Annotated in this window: 2 protein-coding genes; both read left to right on the top strand. The window is 76.7% G+C overall.

The window, feature by feature from the left end; all coding sequences use genetic code 11:
* Nucleotides 1-39 precede the first annotated feature (39 nt).
* Nucleotides 40-9,198, top strand: a complete 9,159-nt coding sequence (locus tag ABZ937_RS13255; RefSeq protein ID WP_361690156.1) for a type I polyketide synthase — start codon at nucleotides 40-42, stop codon at nucleotides 9,196-9,198.
* On the top strand, nucleotides 9,198-19,334 hold the full coding sequence (locus ABZ937_RS13250; RefSeq protein WP_361690153.1) for a type I polyketide synthase: 10,137 nt from the start codon (nucleotides 9,198-9,200) through the stop codon (nucleotides 19,332-19,334). The genes ABZ937_RS13255 and ABZ937_RS13250 overlap by 1 nt, the downstream gene beginning before the upstream one ends.
* Nucleotides 19,335-19,363: the final 29 nt, after the last annotated feature.

Below are 19,363 nucleotides of genomic sequence, written 5' to 3'. Positions count from 1 at the left end.
CAGGCGATGCGGAACGGGACGCTGCCGCCCACCCTCCACGTGGACGAGCCGTCCCCGCACGTCGACTGGACCGCCGGCGCGGTCGAGCTGCTGACGGAAGCACGGGACTGGGAGCGTGCGGGTCGGCCGCGCCGGGCGGGCGTGTCCTCGTTCGGCGTCTCCGGCACCAACGCCCACGTCGTCCTCGAAGAGGCCCCCGAGGAGCCGGCGCCCACCGGCTCGGCTGAACTTCCTGCCGTGCCCTGGCTGTTGTCGGCCCGCTCCGAGACCGCGCTGCGGGCGCAGATCGAGCGGCTGCGTGCGTTCGTCACGGAGCACCCGGAGGCGCGGCCGGCCGACATTGGCCTCAGCCTGGCCACCGGCCGAGCCGCGCTGGCCCACCGGGTGACGGGCGTCGGCGAGACCACGGGGGAGCTGCTCGCCGCCCTTGACACCGCCCTTCCCACCATGGCTCGCGAGGCCCGGACCGCGTTCGTGTTCGCGGGTCAGGGTGCGCAGCGGGCCGGGATGGGGGCGGAACTGGCCGCCGTGTACCCGGTGTTCGCGGAGGTGTTCGCTCAGGTGTGTGCGGCGTTCGAGGGTGTGCTGGACCGGTCGTTGGGTGAGGTGATCGCCGAGGGCGGCCCGGAGCTGGATCAGACGGTGTACGCGCAGTCCGGACTGTTCGCCTTCGAGGTGGCGTTGTTCCGGCTGCTGGAGTCGTGGGGCGTCCGGCCTGATGCGGTACTCGGCCATTCTGTGGGTGAGTTGGCTGCTGCCTGTGTCGCGGGTGTGTGGTCGCTTGAGGACGCGGTGCGTGTGGTGGCTGCTCGTGGGCGGTTGATGCAGGCGCTGCCGGAGGGCGGTGCGATGGTCGCCGTCCAGGCTGGTGAGCATGAGTTGGAGTTGCCGGAGGGTGTGGAGCTGGCGGCGGTCAATGGTCCGTCGTCGGTGGTGCTGTCCGGTGACGAGGAGGCCGTGCTCGCTGAGGCCGCCCGCTGGTCGGACCGCCGCACCAAGCGCCTCCAGGTGAGCCACGCTTTCCACTCCCACCGGATGGATCCGATCCTGGACGAGTTCCGTCAGGTGCTGGAGTCTGTGACGTTCCACGCTCCGAAGCTGCCGTTCGTCTCGACGGTGACCGGTGCTGCGGTGGCGGACGAGCTGTGCGAGCCGGGCTACTGGGTGCGTAACGTCCGGGAGACCGTCCGTTTCGCCGATGCTGTGGTGGCGGCGGAGGCCGGTGTCTTTGTGGAGTTGGCGCCGGATGCGGTGTTGTCGGGGCCGGTGGGCGAATCGGTTGAGGGCGTGTTGTGTGTTCCTGTGCAGCGGGCGGGCAAGCCGGCCGCGCAGGCTGTGGTGACGGCGTTGGGTGTGCTGCACGCGCATGGTGTCGATGTGGAGTGGGACCGGTTCTTCGCCGGTACCGGTGCCCGTCGTGTCGACCTGCCCACCTACGCCTTCCAGCGCGAACGCTTCTGGCTCGCGCCGCCCGCGGCCGGCCCCGTCGGCCTCGCGGGCGTCGGTCTCACGGCCACCGGGCACCCCCTGCTCGGCGCCAGCGTCGAACTGCCCGGCACGGACGCGGTGGCGTTCACCGGCAGCGTGTCGCTGAGCACCCACCCGTGGCTGGCCGACCACGCCATCCTGGGGCCGGCCCTGCTGCCGGGCACGGCGTTCCTGGACCTCGCCCTCGCGGCGGGCGAACACGTCGGCTGCCCGCGGGTGGACGACCTCGCGCTGCAGGCCCCGCTGGCGCTCCCGGCCCACGGCTCGGTGCGCCTGCAGGTCAGGGTCGAGGGGACCGAGCCCGACGGGAGCCGCCAGGTCGGCATCTACTCGCGGCCCGAGGACGACGAGGACGCCTGGACCCAGCACGCGATCGGCGTGCTGGCGCCCGAGAGCGGCCCCGCCGCCGAGGCGCTGACCGAGTGGCCGCCCCAGGGCGCCGAACCCGTGTCCGTGGACGGCCTGTACGACGACCTGGCCGCCACCGGGTTCGCGTACGGCCCCCTCTTCCGCGGCCTGCGTGCCGCCTGGGTGCGGGACGGCGCCGTCTACGCCGACATCGCCCTTCCGGACGAGACGGCCTCCGTCGCGGGCTACGGCCTGCACCCGGCGCTGCTCGACGCCGCCCTGCACGCGCTCGGCTGCGCGAACCTGGTCCCGGACTGGGCGGACGGCCAGCTGCCCTTCGCGTGGACCGGCGCGCGGATCCACGCCGTCGGTGCCAGGGCGCTGCGCGTCCGGCTCCGGGCCGAGAACGGCGGGATCGCACTGACCGCGGCCGATGCCGGCGGACAGCCCGTGGCCGAGATCGAGGGAGTCCGGCTGCGGCCCGTCGGCGACGCGCGTGCCGTCCGCGCGGCGGCGGGCGCGCGCCCCTACCGGGTCGAGTGGGTGCCCGTCGTACCGGCGGACGACCGCGCGGACGACGACATCACCGTCGTCCCCGTGACCGGCCGTAGCGCCGGCGGCGACATCGTGGCCGAGGTGCGTGCCGGCGTCGCCGCCGCCCTGGCCCGGCTCCAGGAATGGCTGGCCGACGACCGGCCCGAGCGCCTGGTCTTCGTCACCCGGGGCGCCGTCGCGGCGCTGCCGGACGAGGCACCGGACCCGGTGGCCGCCGCGGTGTGGGGCCTGGTGCGCTCCGCCCAGTCCGAGCACCCCGGCCGGTTCGTCCTCGCCGACCTGGCGCCGGACGACGACAACCACGACTCGATCGCCTCCACGGCCCTCCGCACCGGCGAGCCCCAGATCGCCGTACGGAACGGAGCGCTCTACGCGCCCCGGTTGGCGCGCGGGGCCTCTCAGCCCGCTGGTGAGGTGCCGTTCGGTGCGGACGATGTAGTGCTGGTGACCGGTGGTACGGGTGCCCTGGGCCGTGTGGTGGCCCGGCATCTGGTGGCCGAGCACGGTGTGCGCAGGCTGGTGCTGGCTAGCCGTCGGGGCGGTGCCGAGGAACTGGTCGCCGAGTTGGGCGAGTTGGGCGCCGCTGTGGATGTGGTGGCGTGTGATGTGTTCGACCGGGACGCGCTGAAGCGCGTGATCGCACAGTTCCCGCTGACGGGTGTGGTGCACGCGGCCGGTGTGCTGGATGACGGCACGGTGGAGTCGCTGACCCCTGACCGGGTCGACGGGGTGCTGAAGGCGAAGGTCGACGGTGCCTGGCATCTGCACGAGCTGACGTCCGGACTGGACCTGCGTGCCTTTGTGTTGTTCTCGTCGCTCGCGGGTGTCGTGGGCACCGCGGGGCAGGGCGGGTACGCGGCGGCGAACGCCGCGCTGGACGCGCTCGCGGAGCATCGGCGGGCGCAGGGCCTGCCCGCCACCTCCATCGCCTGGGGGCCCTGGACCGACGGCATGACCACGGGGCTGGGGCGGGCGGACCGCGCCCGTATCAGCCGGTCGGGAACCCGGGCCCTCGGTACCGAGGACGGGCTCGCCCTCTTCGACCAGGCCGTACGCGGCACCGACGCGCTCGCCGTCGCCGCGCTGTGGGACCTGTCCGCGCTGCGCGCGGCGCAGTCGCTGCCGCCTCTGTTCCAGGCGCTCGTCGGGCGTCCGGTCCGGCGGACGGTCGCCGACGGTGCCGGGCGGGGCGCCGAGTGGGCCGACCGGTTCACCGGGCTGTCGCCGGCCGAGAGCGAACGCGCCGCCGTCGAGTGGGTCCGTGAGCAGGCGGCGGCCGTGCTGGGGCACGCATCCTCTTCCGCTGTCGCCGCGGACCGGGCCTTCCTCGACCTGGGCTTCGACTCGCTCACCGCCGTCGAACTGCGCAACCGGCTCGCCACGGCGACCGGGCTGCGGCTCGGCACGACCGCCGTGTTCGACTACCCCACCCCGGCCGGGCTGGCCGCGCACCTGCTGGAGCGCGTGCTCGGCGCCACGACCGGCTCGGCGCAGCCGGCTCCCGCCGCCGTACCGGCGGACGAGCCGATCGCGATCGTCGGTATGGCCTGCCACTACCCGGGCGGGATCACCTCCCCGGACGAGCTGTGGCGCGCGGTCGCCGAAGGCCGCGACGCGATCTCCGGGTTCCCGACCGACCGCGGCTGGGACCTGCGGGCCCTGTTCGCCGACGACCCCGAGCGGCCCGGCACCAGCCACACCCGCGAAGGCGGATTCCTGCACGACGCGGGCGAGTTCGACGCCGACTTCTTCGGCATCAGCCCGCGAGAGGCCCTGGCCATGGACCCGCAGCAGCGGCTGCTGCTGGAGGCGTCCTGGGAGGCGATCGAGCGCGCCGGGATCGACCCGGCATCGCTGCGCGGCAGCCGGACCGGCGTCTACGCGGGAGTGATGTACCACGACTACGCGGCCCGCGTGGACGTCCTGCCCGACGGCGTCGAGGGCTACCTCGGCACCGGCAACTCGGGCAGCATCGCCTCCGGCCGGATCGCCTACGCCCTCGGCCTGGAGGGCCAGGCCGTCACCGTCGACACCGCCTGCTCCTCGTCGCTGGTCGCCCTGCACTGGGCCGTCCAGTCGCTGCGCTCCGGCGAGAGCGACCTCGCGCTCGCCGGCGGTGTCACCGTGATGGCCACCCCGGGTGTCTTCGTCGACTTCTCCCGGCAGCGCGGCCTCGCCACCGACGGACGCTGCAAGTCGTACGGCGCCGGCGCCGACGGCACCGGCTGGTCCGAGGGCGTCGGCATGCTCCTGGTCGAACGGCTCTCCGACGCCCGACGCAACGGGCACCGGGTGCTGGCCGTCATCCGCGGCACCGCCGTCAACCAGGACGGCGCGTCCAACGGGCTCACCGCGCCCAACGGGCCCTCGCAGCAGCGGGTGATCCGGCAGGCGCTGGCCGACGCGGGCCTCAGGCCGTCCGACGTGGACGCCGTGGAGGGCCACGGCACCGGCACCTCGCTCGGCGACCCGATCGAGGTGGAGGCGCTGCTCGCCGCCTACGGCCAGGAGCGCGCCGAACCGCTGTGGCTCGGCTCCATCAAGTCCAACATCGGGCACACGCAGGCCGCCGCCGGTGTGGCCGGTGTGATCAAGATGGTCGAGGCCATGCGGCACGGTGTGCTGCCCCGCACGCTGCACGCCGACGAGCCGTCCCCGCACATCGACTGGGCCTCCGGCGCGGTGGAACTCCTGGCCGAGGAGCGGGAGTGGCCGCGCACGGACCGGCCGCGCCGGGCCGCCGTGTCCTCCTTCGGTCTGTCCGGCACCAACGCCCATGTGGTGCTGGAACACCCGGACCACGGTGACCACCAGCCTGCCGAGGCCGGCGAACGGCCCGCCGTCCCCGTGCCGGTGGCGCTGTCGGCGCGTACCGACGCGGGACTGCGGGCCCAGGCCGACCGGCTCGCCGCCGCGCTGACCGCCGACCCGGACCTGATCCCGCTCGACATCGCCTACTCCGCGGTGACCGGGCGGGCCCGGCTGGAGCGCCGGGCCAGCGTCGTCGCGGCGACCCGCGAGGAACTGCTGGCCGGGCTCCGCGAGTTGGGACCGGCCACGGTGGCCGGCACCGGACACACCGCGTTCCTGTTCACCGGGCAGGGCGCCCAGCGCCCCGGCACCGGCGAGGAACTGGCCGCCGCCCACCCGGTGTTCGCCGCCGCCTACGCCGAGGTGTGCGCCGCGTTCGACGTGGTCCTCGACCGGCCGCTGCGCGAGGTCGTCGCCACCGGCGACGGGCTCGACGACACCGGGTACGCACAGCCGGCGCTGTTCGCGCTGGAGGTCGCGCTCGGACGGCTCTTCGAGTCCTGGGGCGTCGTACCGGACTTCCTGCTCGGCCACTCCGTCGGCGAACTGGCCGCCGCGCATCTGGCCGGCGTGTGGTCGCTGCCCGACGCGGTGCGCGTCGTCGCCGCCCGCAGCCGGCTCATGGCCGCCCTGCCGGCGGGCGGCGCGATGGCCGCCGTCGAGGCGCCCGAGGACGAAGTGGCCGCCGAACTCGCCGACGGCGCGGTGCTCGCCGCGGTCAACGGCCCCCGTTCCGTGGTCGTCTCCGGCGCGCGGGACGCGGTGCTGGCCACCGCAGAGCTGTGGGCCGCGCGCGGCTGCCGCACCCGGGAACTGAAGGTGTCGCACGCCTTCCACTCGCCGCTGATGGAGCCCATGCTCGCCGACTTCGCGGCGGCCCTGGCCGACGTGGAGTTCCGTGCGCCGCGGATCCCCCTGGTGTCCACGGTGACCGGCACCGTCGCCGGCGACGAGCTGTGCACCCCCGGCTACTGGGTCCGGCACGTCCGGGACACCGTCCGGTTCGCCGACGGCGTCCGCGCCCTCGGCGAGGCCGGCGTGGACACCGTCGTGGAACTCGGCCCGGACGGCGTCCTCACCGCGATGGCCGCCCCGCTGCTGCCGGACGCCGCCGTGGCCGTGCCCACGCTGCGCGCCGGACGCCCCGAGGCGCCCGCCGTCGCCGCTGCGCTCGGCGCCCTGCACGACCGGGGCACGGCGGTGGACTGGCCGGCCTTCTTCGCGGGCACCGGAGCCCGGACCGTCGAACTGCCGACGACCGCGTTCCAGCGCACCCGCTACTGGCTGGAGTCCGCCGCGCGGACCGGCGACCTCTCCGCCGCCGGGCTCGCCACCGCCGGGCACCCGCTGCTCGGGGCCGCCGTCGACTCGCCCGACGGGATGCTGCTCACCGGCCGGCTCGACACGGCCACCCATCCCTGGCTGGCCGACCACACCGTCCTGGACACCGTCCTGCTGCCCGGCACCGCCTTCGTGGAACTCGCCCGCGCGGCCGGCGAACGCGTCGGCCTGCCCCGGGTACGGGAACTCACCCTGGCCGCGCCGCTCGTACTGCCCGCGGACGGCTCGGTCCTGGTCCAGGTGCACGTGGGCACCGCCGCCGACGGCGAGCGGCCGGTCACCGTGTCCGCCCGCGCCGACGACGGCCGGGAGTGGGTGCGGCACGCCACCGGCGTCCTCGCCCCGGCGGCACCGGCACCCGGCACCGACCCGCTGCCCTGGCCGCCGCAGGACGCCGAACCGGTGGTGACGGCCGGCCACTACGACGAGCTGGCCGCCGCCGGCCTCGGCTACGGCCCCGCCTTCCGCGCCCTGCGCGCGGTCTGGCGGCGCGGTGACGGCCCGGCCGCCGAGGTGTTCGCCGAGATCGGCCCCGCGCCGGGCACCGACCCCGCGGGCTTCGGCGTGCACCCGGCGCTGCTCGACACGGCCCTGCACGCGGCCGCTGTCGGCGGACTCGGCGTCGCGGGCGTGCCGTTCACCTGGAGCGACGTGGAGGTGCACACCGCCGGCGCCCGCTCCCTGCGGGTCCGGATCGCCCCGGACGGAAGCGGCGGGCTGTCCCTGCGCGCCACGGACGACGAGGGCCGCGCCGTGATCGAGGTCGGAGCGCTGCGTCTGCGCGCGATCGCCCCGGAGGACCTGCGCACCGCGCCGGCCGCCACCGAGGCGCTGTTCGACCTGGACTGGGTGCCGGTCTCCGTGGCGCAGGGCCCGCGGCCCGCCGGACACTGGGCGGTGCTCGCCCCCACGGACGCGGAGCTGGCCGACGTACTGGGGGCCGGGACCGAGACGGTCAAGGACCTCGCGACAGTGCCGGACGGCCTGGACATCGTGCTCGCGGCCGTGTCCGGCGGGGCCGGGGGCGCGACCGATGTGCCCGAGGCCGTCCGGGTCGCCCTGCGCGACGCCCTCGACCTGGTGCAGACATGGGTGGCGGGGGAGTCCGCCGCCCGGCTGGTCCTGCTCACCCGCGGCGCGGTGGCGCTCGCCGGTGAGCGGCCCGACCTGGCCGGTGCCGCGGCCTGGGGCCTGGTGCGCGCGGCGCAGTCCGAGCACCCCGGCCGGCTCGTGCTGGCCGACGTGGACGACGACGCGGCGTCCCTGGCCGCGCTGCCCGCGGCCCTGGCGACGGGCGAGCCGCAGCTGGTGATCCGCGCCGGTGCGGTCCGCGCCGCCCGCCTGGTCCGCGCCACCCCCGCCGAACCCGCCGTACCCGCCGCCCCGCTCGGCGCGCGCGGCACGGTGCTGGTCACCGGAGCCACCGGCAGCCTCGGCACCCTGGTGGCCCGGCACCTGGTCGCCGAGCACGGCGCCCGGCGGCTGCTGCTGGTCAGCCGGCAGGGCCGGCAGCCGGAGCTGGCCGCGGAACTCGCCGCGGCCGGCGCCGAGGTCCGCTTCGCGGCGTGCGACGTCGCCGACCGGGACGCGCTGGCCGCGCTCCTGGCGAGCGTCGACCCCGAGCACCCCGTGACGGCCGTCGTGCACGCCGCGGGTGTGCTCGACGACGGCGTCGTCGCGGCGCTCGACCCGGACCGGCTCGACACCGTCCTGCGGCCCAAGGCGGACGCCGCCTGGCACCTGCACGAACTCACCGGCGACCTGGACGCGTTCATACTGTTCTCGTCCGCCGCGGGACTCCTCGGCGCACCCGGACAGGCCAACTACGCGGCCGCCAACGCGTTCCTGGACGCCCTGGCGGCGCACCGCCGGGCCGCCGGCCTGCCCGCGGTGTCGATCGCCTGGGGCCCCTGGGCCGACGGCATGGCCGCACAGCTCGACACCCGGCGCGCCTCCCGGGCCGGACTGCTGCCGCTCGACGCCGCACTCGGCCTGGCGCTGTTCGACACCGCCCGTACCGGAGCACCGACCGCACCGCTCGCCGCCCGGCTCGACCTGCCGGGACTGCGCGCCAGGGCGGCGGAACTCCCGCCGTTCCTGCGGGCCCTGGTGCCCGCCCCGGCCCGGACGGCACCCGAACCGGCCGAGCCGCTCGCGGACACCCTGGCCGCGCTGCCCGTCGCGGAACGGGAACGCCGGGCACTCGACGCCGTCCTGCGGCACACCGCCGAGGTACTCGGCCACGCCACGGCCGACGGCGTCGACCGCGACCGCGGCTTCCAGCAGCTCGGCTTCGACTCCCTGATGTCCGTCGAACTGCGCAACCGGCTGGGCGCCGCCGCGGGCCTGCGGCTGCCCGCCACGGTGATCTTCGATCACCCCACGCCCGCCGCGCTCGCGGCCCACCTGGTGGCCGAACTGGCCCCCGGCCGCCCCACCGTGGCGTCCCTGCGCACCAGCACACTCGCCGAACTGGAGGACGCGGCAGCCGAGTTCGCCGGCGACCCCGAGCTGCGCGAGGGCCTGCGTACCCGGCTGCGAGCACTGCTGCGCACCCTCGACGACCCGGCCCCGGACGAGCCGCTCGACGAGACCGGCGAGGAGAGCCTCGCCGATCTGCTCGACCTCGCCGACCGGGAGCTGGGGGACTTCTGATGACCGAGCACGACCGCACGACCGACCGCACCACCGCACGAGGAGCCACCGCGTTGTCCCAGGAACAGACCGACGACCGCAAGGTCGTGGAGACGCTCAAGCGCCTGACCACCGACCTGCGCCGCGCCAAGCAGCGGCTGCGCGAGGCCGAGGACCGGGCGCACGAGCCGATCGCGATCGTCGGCATGGCCTGCCGGTACCCCGGTGGCGTCAGCTCGCCGGAGGACCTGTGGCGGCTCGTCCTGGACGGCCGGGACGCCATGGGCGCCTTCCCCACCGACCGCGGCTGGGACCTGGCGGCCCTCTTCGCCGACGACCCCGAGCGCTCCGGCACCAGCCACACCCGCGAGGGCGGGTTCCTGCACGACGCGGGCGAGTTCGACCCCGGCCTGTTCGGCATCAGCCCCCGCGAGGCGCTCGCCATGGACCCGCAGCAGCGGCTCCTCCTGGAGACCGCCTGGGAGGCCGTCGAACGCGCCGGCATCGACCCCACCTCGCTGCGCGGCAGCCGCACCGGCGTCTACGCCGGCGTGATGTACCACGACTACGGCACCGGGGCCGACCCCCTGCCCGAGGGTGTCGAGGGCTACCTCGGCCTCGGCACCGCGGGCAGCGTCGCCAGCGGCCGGATCGCCTACACACTGGGCCTGGAGGGCCCCGCCGTCACCGTCGACACCGCCTGCTCCTCGTCCCTGGTCGCCCTGCACTCCGCCGTCCGGGCCCTGCGCGCCGGGGAGTGCACGATGGCCCTGGCCGGCGGCGCGACCGTGCTGTCCACCCCGGCCGTCTTCGTGGACTTCTCCCGCCAGGGCGGACTCGCCGCCGACGGACGCTGCAAGTCCTACTCCGCCGAAGCCGACGGCACCGGCTGGTCCGAGGGCGTCGGCATGCTCCTCGTCGAACGGCTCAGCGACGCCGAACGGCTCGGCCACCCCGTCCTCGCCGTGCTGCGCGGCTCCGCGGTCAACCAGGACGGCGCCAGCAGCGGCCTCACCACCCCCAACGGGCCGGCCCAGCAGCGGGTCATCCGGCAGGCGCTCGCCGACGCCCGACTCACCCCCGCCGACCTGGACCTCGTGGAGGGCCACGGCACCGGCACCCCGCTCGGCGACCCGATCGAGGTGCAGGCCCTGCTCGCCACCTACGGCCAGGACCGCGCCGAACCGCTCTGGCTCGGCTCGGTGAAGTCCAACATCGGCCACACCCAGGCCGCCGCCGGTGTCGCCGGAGTCATCAAGGCCGTCCTGGCCCTCCGGCACGGCGTACTGCCCGGCACCGCCCACCTGACCGAGCCGACCCCACAGGTCGACTGGACCGCCGGCGCCGTGGAACCGCTGCGGGAGACACGCGCCTGGCCCGAGACCGGCAGGCCGCGCCGCGCCGCGGTGTCCTCGTTCGGCATCAGCGGCACCAACGCCCACATCGTCCTGGAACAGGCCCCCGCCCCCGCGGCACCGGAGCCCGCCGGAGACCAGGCCGTTCCGGCACCGCGGTCCGCCGGGGACCAGGCCACCGCGGCGCGGACGTCCGCGGGAGACCAGACCTCCGCCGCGCCGGCCCCCGCCGGGCCCCGCCCCGCCCCCGCCGCCCTCCCCGTCCCCCTCTCCGCCGCGACCGAGCCCGGCGTCCGTGCCCAGGCCCTCCGGCTGGCCGCCCACCTCGCCGAGCACCCCGAACTCGCCCCGCAGGACATCGCGTTCAGCGCCGCCACCACGCGCGCCGCGCTGGCGTCCCGGGCCGTCGTGCTCGCCGACGACCGGGCCGGACTGCTGGACGCCCTCACCGCGCTGGCCGAGGGACGGCCCGACCCCGCCGTCGTCACCGGCACCGCCGCGGCCGGCGCGCGCCGGATCACCTTCGTCTTCCCCGGCCAGGGCGCCCAGTGGGCCGGCATGGCCGTACCCCTGCTGGAGACCTCGCCGGTGTTCGCGGCGAAGTGGGCCGAATGCGCCCGCGCGCTCGCCCCCTGGGTGGACTGGTCGCCCGACGAGGCGATCCGCTCCCCGCAGGCACTGGAGCGGGTCGACGTCGTCCAGCCCGTGCTGTGGGCCGTCATGGTCAGCCTCGCCGAGCTGTGGCGGGCCGCGGGCGTACGGCCCGACGCCGTACTCGGCCACTCGCAGGGCGAGATCGCCGCCGCCTGCGTCGCCGGCGCCCTGTCCCTGGAGGACGGCGCGAAGGTCGTCGCGCTGCGCGCCAAGGCCCTGCTCGCGCTCGCCGGCCGCGGCGGCATGCTCTCGGTCCCGCTGCCCGAGGCGGAGGTCCGCGCCCGGCTCGACAGCCGGCCCGGCCTCGGCGTCGCCGCCGTCAACGGGCCCGCCACCGTGGTGGTCTCCGGCGAGACGGCCGCCCTGGACGAGGCCCAGGCCGCCTGGGAGGCCGAGGGCGTCCGGGTGCGCCGCATCCCCGTCGACTACGCCTCGCACTCCCCGCACGTCGCCGAGGTCCGCGACCGCCTCGCCGCCGACCTCGCCGGCATCGCCCCGCGCCCGGCCGAGGTGACCTTCCTGTCCACTCTCACCGGGGAACCCCTCGACACCACCGGACTCGACGCCGACTACTGGTACCGCAACCTGCGCGAGCAGGTCCGCTTCGAGGCGGCCACCCGGCGCGCCCTCGAGCAGGGCCACCGCGTGTTCATCGAGGTCGGCCCGCACCCCGTGCTCACGCTCGGCGTGCAGCAGACCGCCGAGGCCATGGACGTGCCCGCCGCGGCGATCGCCACCCTCCGCCGCGACCAGGGCGACCTGCTCCGCTTCCGCACCGCGCTCGCCGAGGCCGCCGTCCTCGGCGCCCCCGTCGACTGGGCCGCCGAACTCGCCCCGTACGGACCCCGCCGGGTCGACCTGCCCACCTACGCCTTCCAGCGCGAGCGCTACTGGCTCACCCCGCAGCGGCGCGCCGCCCTGGCCGCCAGCACCGGCACCGACCCGTGGGACGGCCGGTTCTGGGACATCGTGGACCGCGCCGACGTCGAGGAACTCTCCCGCGCGCTCGGCGTCGACACGGACGACCCGCTCACCGCCGTCGTACCGGCCCTCTCGCGCTGGCGCCGCCTGCTGCGCGAGCGGTCCGCCGTGGACAGCTGGCGCTACACCGTCGCCTGGGAGCGGCTCGCCGTCCCCGACAGCGCCCGGCTGACCGGGCCGTGGCTGCTCGTCGTACCCGAGACCCGGGCCGGTGACGGACTCGCCGCGCAGTGCGCCGCCGCGCTCACCGGGCACGGCGCCGACGTCACCACGCTCACCCTGGGCGCGGACGACACCGACCGCGCGGCGCTCGCGGCCCGGCTGACCGGCCTCCGCCCGGCCGGCGTGCTGTCCCTGCTCGCCCTGGACGACGCCCCGCACGCCGCGCACCCGGCCCTGCCCACCGGACTGGCCCTGACCGTCGCCCTCGTACAGGCCCTCGGCGACGCCGGCGTCACCGCGCCCCTGTGGTGCGCCACCCGGGGTGCCGTCGCCACCGGCCCCGCCGACCAGGTCACCGCGCCCGCCCAGGCGCAGATCTGGGGCCTGGGCCGGGTCGTCGCGCTGGAGCACCCCGACCGCTGGGGCGGCCTGATCGACCTGCCCGCCGAGTGGGACGACCGCGCCGCGGGCCGGCTGGCCGCCCTGCTCGCCGCCGGCGGCGACGAGGACCAGACGGCGCTGCGCGCCACCGGCGTGTCCGCCCGCCGCCTGACCCGCGCGCCGCTCGGCACCGAGCCCGCCCCCCGGCCCTGGCGGCCCGCCGGCACCGTCCTGCTCACCGGCGGCACCGGCGCCCTCGGGCCGCACCTGGTGCGCTGGCTGGCCGAACAGGGCGCCGAGCGCATCGTGCTGCCCGGCCGCCGCGGCGCCGACGCACCGATCGCGGCCGAGCTGACCGCCGAACTGGCCGGCACCGGCACCGAACTCCACTTCCCGGTCTGCGACGTCACCGACCGCGCCGAACTGGCCGCGCTCATCGACGGACTCGACACGGCCGGGACCCCGGTGCGCAGCGTCCTGCACGCCGCCACCGCCCTCGAACTGCGCCCGCTGGCCGACACCCCCGTCGACACCTTCGCCGACCAGACGGCCGCCAAGGTGCTCGGCGCCCGGCACCTCGACGAACTCCTCGCCGACCGGGACCTGGACGCCTTCGTGCTGTTCTCCTCGGTCGCAGGCGTCTGGGGCAGCGGACTGCACGCCCCCTACGCCGCCGCCAACGCCTACCTCGACGCCCTCGCCGAGGACCGCCGGGCCCGCGGCCTGACCGCGACCTCCGTCGCCTGGGGCATCTGGGCCGCCGTCAACGAGTGGGACGGCGTGAACGAGGACGTCGACCCCGAACGCGTCGGCCGGCAGGGCCTGCCGTTCCTCGACCCGGACCTCGCCGTCGCCGGCCTGCGGCAGACGCTCGACCACGACGAGACGACCGTGGTGATCGCCGACGTCGACTGGACCCGGTTCGTCCCGGTGTTCTGCTCCGCGCGCCGCCGGCCGCTGCTGGAGTCCGTGCCCGAGGCCGCCGCCGTCCTGCGCACCGCCACCGTCGACACTGGAACCGTGTCCGCGCTGCGCGAGCGGCTCGGCGCCCTGCCCGAGGCCGGCCGCCGACGGGCCGTCACCGAACTGGTCCGCGAGCACGCCGCCGCCGTCCTCGGCCACGACTCGCCCGCCGCGCTCCCCGCCGACCGCGCCTTCCGGGACGTCGGCTTCGACTCCATCACCGCGGTCGAGCTGCGCAACCGGCTCCGCTCGGCCACCGGCCTGGCGCTGCCCGCCACCCTCGTCTTCGACCACCCGTCGCCCACCGCGCTGGCCGACCACCTGCTCGCGCTCGCCTTCGACACCGCCGCGGCGGACGTCGCCGTGCCCGCCGCCCGCGCCGCCGCCGATGACGACGACCCGATCGCGATCGTCGGCCTCAGCTGCCGCTACGCCGGCGGCGTCGCCTCCCCGGACGAGCTGTGGCAGCTCGTCGTGGCCGGGCAGGACGCGGTGGGCGGCCTGCCCACCGACCGCGGCTGGGACCTCGACTCGCTCTACGACTCCGACCCCGACGCCCGCGGCCGCAGCTACGTCCGCCAAGGGGCCTTCCTCACCGACCCCGCCGGCTTCGACGCCGCCTTCTTCGGCATCGCCCCGGCGGAGGCCCGCGCCACCGACCCGCAGCAGCGGCTGCTCCTGGAGGCCGCCTGGGAGGCGTTCGAGCACGCCGGCATCGACGTCACCGGCCTGCGCGGCGGGCGCGTCGGCGTCTTCGCCGGCGCCAACGTCGGCGACTACGCCTCCAGCCGCGGCCCCGGCGCCGGCGGCTCCGACGGACAGCTGCTCACCGGCAACGTGCCGAGCGTGATCTCCGGCCGGATCTCCTACACCTTCGGTTTCGAGGGCCCGGCCGTCACCGTGGACACCGCCTGCTCGTCCTCCCTGGTCGCCCTCCACCTGGCCTGCCAGTCGGTGCGCAGCGGCGAGAGCGACCTGGCCCTGGCCGGCGGCGTCGCCCTCATGTCCAGCCCGGCCGCCCTGATCGGCTTCTCCGCGCAGCGCGGCCTGTCCGGCGACGGCCGCTGCAAGGCCTTCGCCGACGCCGCCGACGGCACCGGCCTCGCCGAGGGCGTCGGGCTGCTGCTGGTGGAACGCCTCTCCCGGGCCCGCGCCCAGGGCCACCGCGTCCTCGCCCTCGTACGCGGCTCGGCGATCAACCAGGACGGCGCCTCCAACGGGCTCACCGCCCCCAGCGGACCCGCCCAGCAGCGCGTCATCACCGCCGCGCTCGCCGACGCCGGGCTGCGGCCCGTCGACGTCGACGCCGTGGAGGCCCATGGCACCGGCACCCGCCTCGGCGACCCGATCGAGGCCCAGGCCCTGCTCGCCACCTACGGCCAGGACCGCACCGAACCGCTCTGGCTCGGCTCGGTGAAGTCCAACATCGGCCACTCCCAGGCAGCGTCCGGCGCGGCCGGCGTGATCAAGACCGTGCAGGCGCTGCGGCACGGCCTGCTGCCCGCCACGCTCCACGTGGACCGGCCCACCAGCCAGGTCGACTGGACCACCGGCGCCGTCGAGGTGCTGACCGAGGCCCGGGACTGGCCGGCCGTGGACCGGCCGCGGCGGGCCGCCGTGTCGGCGTTCGGCCTGTCCGGCACCAACGCCCACGTGATCCTCGAACAGGCCCCCGCCGAGGAGGTTCACCCGGCCTTCGGCGAGGACACCTCGCAGACCGCGCCCGAGCCCGCGCGGCCCGTGGTGTGGCCGGTGCACGGCCGTACCCGGGACGCCCTGCGCGCCCAGGCCGCGCGGCTGCGCACCCACCTGGAGACCCGCCCCGACGCCCGCCCGGCCGACGTCGGCTGGACCCTCGCGGCCGGCCGGGCCGTGTTCGACCACCGCGCCGTGGTGCTCGGCACCGACCGCGCCGAGCTGCTGCGCGGACTCGACGCCGTCGCCGCCGGCACCCCCGACCCCGCGGTCGCCGACGGCGCCGCCCAGGGCGCCGACCGGACCGTGTTCGTCTTCCCCGGACACGGCGCCCAGTGGCCCGGCATGGCCCGGCAGCTCTTCGACGACTTCCCGGTGTTCCGCCAGAGCGTGCTCCAGTGCGCCGACGCCTTCGCCGAGTTCGTCGACTGGTCCCTGCTCGACGTGCTCCGCGACGAGGAGGGCGCGCCGCCGCTGCACCGCGTGGACGTCGTCCAGCCCGCCCTGTTCACCATGATGGTGTCGCTGGCCGCGCTGTGGCGTTCGTTCGGCGTGGAGCCGTCGGCCGTGGTCGGCCACAGCCAGGGCGAGATCGCCGCCGCCTACGTGGCGGGCGCCCTCGACCTGCGGGACGCCGCCCGGATCGTCGCCACCCGCGGCAAGGCCTGGCTGACCCTGGCCGGCACCGGCGGCATGGCCTCCGTGGCGCTGCCCCGCGCCGAGGCGGCCGAGCGGCTGCGCCCGTTCGGCCACCGCCTGGACATCGCGGCCGTCAACGACCCGCGCTCGGTCACCGTCGCCGGCGACCTCGACGCGCTGGAGGAGTTCCTGACCGGCCTGGAGACCGAGGGCGTCCGCGTCCGCCGGGTCCGCCAGATCGTCGGCGCGGGCCACACCGCGCACGTCGACGCGCTGCGCGACCAGCTGATCGAGACCCTCGCGCCGACCGCGCCGCGCTCCGCGCCGATCGCGTTCTGCTCCACCGTCACCGGCGAACTGCTCGACACCGCCAGCCTCGACCACCACTACTGGTACCGCAACGCGCGGCACACCGTCCTGTTCGAACAGGCGGTCCGGACGCTGGGGGAGCAGGGCTACGGCCCCTTCCTGGAGATCAGCGCACACCCGATGTTCACCGTCGCCGTGCAGGAGACCCTGGAGGACGCCGGCGCCGGCGCCGCGGTCCTCGCCACGCTACGCCGCGACGAGGGCGGGCGGGACCGGTTCCTGCGCGCCGCCGCCGAGGCCCACACGGCCGGCGTCACCGTCGACTGGCGCCCGGCCTTCGCGGGCACCGGAGCCCGTACGGCCGACCTGCCGACGTACGCCTTCCAGCGCACCCGGCACTGGCTGGAGCCGGGCGGGGACAGCGGCGACGTGACGGCCGCCGGCCTGGCACCGGCCGGGCATCCGCTGCTCGGCGCCGTGGTCGAACTCGCCGACGCGGCCCTGGTCCTGACCGGCCGGCTCTCCGCCACCGCACAGCCCTGGCCGGGGCCCGAGGCGCCGGACGCCACGCTCGTCGACCTCGTCCTGGCCGCCGCCGACCTGGCCGACTGCGCGGGCATCGGCGAACTGACCGTGCACGAACCGCTGGTCGTGCCGGCCGGCGGCGCCGACACCCGGGTGACCGTCGGCGCACCCGACGCGGCGGGCACCCGCACGGCCGCCGTCCACACCCGCACCGCGGACAGCCCATGGGTACGCCACGCCGAGGCCACGCTCGTCACCCGGCCGGCCCCCGGCGAGTCCCTGACCGACTGGCCGCCGGCCGGCGCGGAACCGATCGACCCGCCCGCGGAGGCGGGCCGCGCCGGAGTCGCCGTGACCGCCGCCTGGCAGCGCGGTGACGACCTCTTCGCCGAAGTCGCGCTCGACGACGGCACCGCCGAGCGGGCCGACGCGTTCGCGCTGCATCCGCTGCTGCTGGACGCCGCCCTCAGCCCGCTGCTCGACGGCGAACTGACACCCACCGCGTGGTCGGGCGTCCGCCTGCACGCGACCGGGGCAAGGACCCTGAGAGCGCGCGCGGAGCGCACCGGCCCCGACACCGTGGCGCTCACCCTGGCCGACCCCGAGGGCGGCCCGGTGCTGACCGCCGACACCGTCCGCCTCGCCGCCGCGCCCGCCGCGGGAGCCGGCCGGCGGATCGGCAAGGACGCCCTGTTCCGGATGGAGTGGGTGCCGGCGCCGCTCGCCCCGGCCACGCCCGGCCGCTGGGCCGTCCTCGGAGCCGACCCGCTCGGCGCCGCCGACACCCTGCGCGCCCTCGGCCACACCGTGCACGGCGCCGACGGCCCGGCCGGCCTGACCGAGGTGCCCGACGCGGTGCTGATCACCGCCGCCGGCACCCCGGGCGAGGCGCCCGCCGAGGCACGCACCGTGCTGCACGGCACGCTGGCGGCCCTCCAGGCGCTGCTCGCCGACGACCGGCTCGCCGCCGTACCGCTCGTGGTCCTCACCCGGGGCGCGGCGGCCGACGCGGCGGACGACCTCGCCGGCGCCGCGGCCTGGGGCCTGGTGCGCTCCGCACAGTCGGAGCACCCCGGCCGCTTCGTCCTGGCCGACATCGACGACGACCCCCGCTCCTGGCGGGCGCTGGGCGGCGTACCGGCCACCGGGGAGCCGCAGTTGGCACTGCGGGCCGGCGCGGCCACCGCCCCGAGGCTGGCCCGCCTCACCCCGCCGGACGGCCCGGCGCCGTGGAACCCGGACGGCACCGTCCTCGTCACCGGCGCCTCCGGAGACCTCGGCGCGCTGGTGGCCCGGCACCTGGTCACCGCCCACGGGGTCCGGCACCTCGTCCTCGCCTCCCGGCGCGGCCCCGCCGCCCCGGGCGCCGCCGAACTCGGCGCCGAGCTGCGTGCGTCGGGCGCCGCCACGGTCACGCTCGCGGCCTGCGACACCGCCGACCGCAAGGCCCTCGCCGAACTCCTCGCCGCCGTCCCCGACGAGCACCCGCTCACCGCCGTCGTGCACAGCGCCTCCGTCCTCGACGACGGGGTGATCGCCGCCCTCGACCCGGACCGGCTGGACACCGCGCTGCGCCCGAAGGCCGACGCGGCCTGGCACCTGCACGAACTGACCCGGCATCTGAACCTGTCCGCGTTCGTGCTGTTCTCGTCCGTGGCGGGCACCTTCGGCGGCCTCGGCCAGGGCAACTACGCGGCGGGCAACGCCTTCCTGGACGCGCTGGCCCGCCACCGCCGCGCCCACGGCCTCCCGGCGACCTCCGTGGCCTGGGGCTGGTGGGCGGAACGCGCCGCCAAGAGCGGCCACGGCACGGACGCCGAGACGCCCGTCGCCGTCAACGGCATGACCCCGCTGACCGAGGACCACGGCCTCGCCCTGTTCGACGCGGCCTGCCGCGGCGACGAACCGTTCGTGGTGGCCGGCGCCCTGCACCTGCGCTCGCTGCGCGCCGCGGCCGACGAACTGCCGGCGCCGCTGCGCGGCCTCGTCCGGGCACCCGCCCGCAAGGCCGCAGCCCAGGCCACCGGGGCCGGCACGCCCACGGTGGCCGGGGAACTGGCCGGCAAGTCGCCCGCGCAGCGCGAGGCGTTCCTGGTGGACCTGGTGCGCGACGAGACCGCGCTCGTCCTCGGCCACACCGGCCGGGACGACGTCCCGGCCCACCACCGGTTCCTGGACCAGGGATTCGACTCCCTGGCGGCGCTGAAGCTGCGCAACCGGCTCGCCGCCGCCACCGGGCTGCGGCTGCCGCCGACGCTCGTCTTCGACCACCCGACCCCGACGGAGCTGGCCCGCCATCTGCTGGCCGAACTCGCCCCGCCGGCCGACGCGGAACCGCCCGCGTTCGACGACGAGGACGCCGCCACGGCCGTCCTGGTCCTGGAGGAACTGGGCCAGTTGGACGAGGCCATCACACGGCTGCCCGCCGACGGGCCCGAACGCGCGCGTATCGCAGGTCTGTTGACAGACCTGCTGGCCAGGTGGGGTCGATGAGGTTGCGCACAGCACTGGCCACAGGCCCT

It is taken from the genome of Streptomyces sp. NPDC046727, from assembly GCF_040645635.1.
Taxonomy (GTDB): domain Bacteria; phylum Actinomycetota; class Actinomycetes; order Streptomycetales; family Streptomycetaceae; genus Streptomyces.
Note: the sequence above shows the minus strand (reverse complement) of the source record. Positions and strands in the feature narration are given on the sequence as shown.